Annotated in this window: 3 protein-coding genes; 2 read left to right on the top strand and 1 reads right to left on the bottom strand. The window is 69.3% G+C overall.

Annotation, left to right across the window (positions count from 1 at the left end):
• Nucleotides 1-2100 (bottom strand): right-handed parallel beta-helix repeat-containing protein (locus AAH991_RS39830; protein ID WP_346231142.1); only part of this gene is annotated, 2100 nt, incomplete at its 3' end.
• A 472-nt stretch (nt 2101-2572) separates the two neighbouring features.
• On the opposite strand from AAH991_RS39830, the gene AAH991_RS39825 reads away from it, so the two are divergent.
• Both AAH991_RS39825 and AAH991_RS39820 read left to right on the top strand, forming a co-directional pair.
• Nucleotides 2573-3313 (top strand): FadR/GntR family transcriptional regulator, encoded by a 741-nt coding sequence (locus AAH991_RS39825; protein ID WP_346231141.1) that lies wholly within the window; start codon nt 2573-2575, stop codon nt 3311-3313.
• A gap of 383 nt (nt 3314-3696) precedes the next feature.
• Nucleotides 3697-4102 (top strand): RICIN domain-containing protein (locus tag AAH991_RS39820; protein WP_346231140.1); only part of this gene is annotated, 406 nt, incomplete at its 3' end.

Below are 4102 nucleotides of genomic sequence, written 5' to 3'. Positions count from 1 at the left end.
GGCCTGCGAGGCGCCGTTCACGTCCAGGCACCGGCCCGACCCCACACCCTTGAGCGCGCTCGTGCTCCCCGAGGGGGACGACGGAGAAGGCGACGGAGAGGGAGACGTGCCGTTCCGCGGCCCCGCGGACGCCATCACGGCCTGAGCGCCCGACGGCCAGTTGCCATTCGTGACGGTCACGTTGTTGTTGACGACGTTGCCGCGGTCGCCATTGGTGATGTTCGTGCTGCCGTTGGTCGACCAGTTGCCGGTGACGGTGAAGTTGCCCATGTTCTCACCGCCCCAGTAATTGGCGGTGGCCCAGGTGCCGGTGTTCGAGAAGACGTTGTTCCTGACCGTGTAGTACTTGGAGCCTTCATCGAAGTAGAGTCCGAACCAGCCGTTGGTCCGCAGGCAGTGGTTGTCACTGATCAGCGCGTTCGGGTTCCACGACAGCGTGTAGATGCATCCGCCGTCGGTCATCTGCTGCATGACGTCGTGCACGTAGTTGCCGACGAGCTTGTTGCCCGACGCGGTGGTGGGCGTGGTGTACCGCGGCTGGTAGTTGTACAGACCTCGGTTGGCGTACTGCGTGCTGCCGCCGGGCTCGTTGGCGCCCCACCCGTAGCCGATCGACATGCCGGTGTAGGGCATGTTGTAGACCTCGTTGTGGGACACGTCGGTGGTGGTGACGTAGGTGGTCAGGACCGAGACGACGCCCCGGTAGTCCAGCCCGAGGTCGTGGATGCGGTTGTCGGTGACGGTGATGTTGCGGTTGACCATCCGCTGGTCAGTGGGGTGGTGGGCGTCGGCTCGCACGCCGCCGACCACGATGCCGCCGGCCGAGCTGCGGGCGATCTCGGACCGGGTGACCGTGATGTCGCTCGCGCCCAGGCCGACGCCACTGGCGTGCGCGTTGGCGTCGTTGCCGATGCCGATCGCCGTCTGCCCCAGGTTGACGAACTGGGAGTCGGTGAAGGTGACGTTCCTGGCGGCGGAGACCTGCACCGCCGCGGGCATCTGGTACCAGTTCGGCCTGGTCGCCTCGAACTGCTGGCAGCCCTCCTGACAGGACTTCGGCAGGTCGCCGGGCCAGTTCCAGTTGCCGGCGATGTAGGCGCCGGTCTGCTGGTCGGCGAAGCCCTGGTTGCTGCTCGGCCCGAGCCAGCTGGTGCCGGTGAACGTGATCCCGCTGAACGTGATGTCGTGCGCGGGCGCGTCGTACGTGCCCCCGACGTTCACCAGGGACTGCAGCACGGGCAACTCGACATTGGTGGTGCTCATGTTCTGCCCGGTGAGGGGGATGTAGTACAGCACTCCGGTGCCGGGGTTGATGTACCACTCGCCCGGCGAGTCGAGGAACTCGTAGGCGTTCTCGATGTAGAGCGGCCCCGCCCGGTGCGGGGTGGTGAACACGTCGTACCCGAAGATGTTGTTGTTCCAGCTGGGCTGCTGCATCGTGATGAAGTTCCCGCCGATGCTCTGCACCCGTACGTACCGGTCCGTGAACGAGCCGATGCTCTCCAGCTCGATCCGGTTCTGGCCGGCGAGGTTGTTCAGGTAGTTCAGGGCGGAGCTGGTGAACCTCATCCCCGTGCCGGTCGCCGTGAAGTCGGCCCGGTTCAGCTGGGTGCGGGCCCGGGTGGCGAGGGCCCCGTTGACGTAGAGCTGCCGGGTCTCGATCCCGGTGCCGACGTCGGCACGCCAGATGTTCTTGCCGGGGTCGGCCTGCGACCATCCGGTGACCGCCCGGGCTCCGCTGATGACGGGACGGGCGCCCGCCGCGGCCTGCCACTTGACGGTGTAGCCGTTGTTGCCGGAGTCGGCGGCGGTGAACCTCAGCGGGGAGGTCTGCCGGTACACGCCGTCGGCGAGCTCGACGACGATGTCACCGGCCATGGCGCTGTTCTGCGACCGCACCGCCGCCTGGGCCGCCGGCAGGGAGCAAGGCTGGGCGGAGGTGCAGGCGGTGCCGGTGCCGGAGGGAGACGCGTACAGGGTCGTGGTGGCCGCGAGGGCCGGGGTGGCCGGGGCGACGAGGGCGAACGCCGCGGCCAGCGCCGCCGCGACGATGCCGGTCAGGACCGGTCTCGTCGCCGTGGCGGGTGAAGGTGACTGCACGGTGGTTCCTTCGGGGGGTAGGGGGTGTGGTCAGGTCACGCCCTCCTCCTCGGGCGGACGACGCTCGCCCGAGGTGGAGACCGTCGCCGGACAGAGGTGTACGACGGCGGCCGAATGTGCGATCCCGGCTCCGGGGTCAGCCGGACCATGCCGCGAAAGTGCCTCCGCATCCCGCCCATGTGCTCCGGCCGCGGAGGTGGCCGGACCGGGACCTCGCTACCCATTACGATCGGAGCGTTGATGTCCGTCAAGACCTTAAGCCCACTTATTTCACACCCCGCACACCGGTGTCCGGGCTGCGGTTATCCGTTTTCCTCAGCGGACCTGCGATGACGTCCGTGATCGCACACTCCCCCACCGGCCGACCCAAATGAATCATTCAGATGTGTCGTACTGATCGGACGTCGAGCGGCCTCCGGGCGGTCGACCTCGATCGGTCATACTTTCCAGGGAACGGCGAGGAGGACGCACGGTGACCGACACCCCGCGCGAGAGCGGATACCGGCCGGGCTACGAGGTGGCCGCGGAGCAGGTGCTGGAGTTGATCGTCCGGCTGGGCCTGCGCCCGGGCGACCGCATGCCGACCGAGAACGACCTGGCCCGGCAGCTGGGCACCAGCCGCACCGTCGTGCGCGAGGCGGTGAAGATACTCTCCGCGCTCGGCCGGGTCCGCGCCCAGAAGGGCCGCGGCCTGTACGTGGCCGACGACGAGGGGATGCTCGGCACCGGGCGCCGGGCGTCCTTCTTCCTGCCGACCGACCTGGACCACGTCTACATGCTGTTCGAGTTCCGCCGGACGCAGGAGATGGAGACCAGCCGGCTGGCCGCCCGGCGCGCCACCCCCGCCGAACTGCGCGCCATCGAGGACGCGGCGGGCGTGTGCCGCCACGGCTTCGAGACCGGGCGCGAGGACCTGTTCAACGAGGGCGACGACACCTTCCACACCGCCGTCGCCACGGCTTCGCACAACATGTTCCTGCAGATCGCGGTGCAGGAGGCCAGGCGGCTGCAGGCGCAGTCGAGCCTCATCGGACTGCGGGGCTCGGTGGGCGGGCACGCCGCCAAGGCCGTCGAGGAACATGACGCCATCTACCAGGCCATCCGCGCCGGCGACCCCGAGACCGCCGCGCAGGCCGCCGCGACGCACATCGACAACACGCTCGAGGACTACCGCAGGGAGATCCAGCAGCGTCTCTTCTCCTCCGGCCGGTGACGGCAGCGGCCTGAACCGATTCGATCACAGCGGCACGGCCGGAGCGTGAACCCGCGAGTCCGGCGGATGAAAGTTTCATCGGGCGCACCGGCCGTAACCGCAGGGCATCCGGACCGGAGAGGGCTTCCGGCCGGCAGCCGGGCGACACCCAGCCTTGACAGGGAGTCCGCCCGTCATATGTGCTTCACCGTGCACCGCCGTCTTCCCGTCCCCAACGGGCTCGTTCGCTATCGAATCGATTCGCCCCCCCTATAGGGACCGGCTTCGAGCGGCCTCTCCGCCGTTCACGCCGGTCCCGAACAGCCGTCGGGCCGCGCGCGCCTTCCCCAGCGCGCCCCTTCCCCGGGCGAGCCCCGCGACGCCCTACCCCAAGGAGTACGACAATGCGACCTCCATCCGTTCCCCCACGGGCCCGCGCGACGCGCGGGCGGCGCTCCCGGGCGGCCGTCGTCGTGTCCGTCGTCGCGGCGCCGGCGACCCTCCTGGCCACCGCCCTGACCTGGTCGGCGCCTGCCGCCGCGGCGACCACGCCGCTGGTCGGCGTGGGGTCGGGCCGGTGCCTGGACGTCAACGGCGCCTCGCAGGCCAACGGCGCGCAGGCGCAGATCTGGGACTGCAACGGGCAGGCCAACCAGCAGTGGACCTCGACCAGCGCGGGTGAGCTGCGGGTCTACGGCAACAAGTGCCTCGACGTCTACGGCGGCGGCACCGCCGACGGCACCAGCGTGATCATCTGGGACTGCAACGGCCAGAACAACCAGAAGTGGCGCCTGAACTCCGACGGCACCA

Origin of the sequence: Microbispora sp. ZYX-F-249 (assembly GCF_039649665.1) — a bacterium.
Lineage (GTDB): Bacteria > Actinomycetota > Actinomycetes > Streptosporangiales > Streptosporangiaceae > Microbispora > Microbispora maris.
This window is presented reverse-complemented; position numbering and strand designations above follow the sequence as displayed.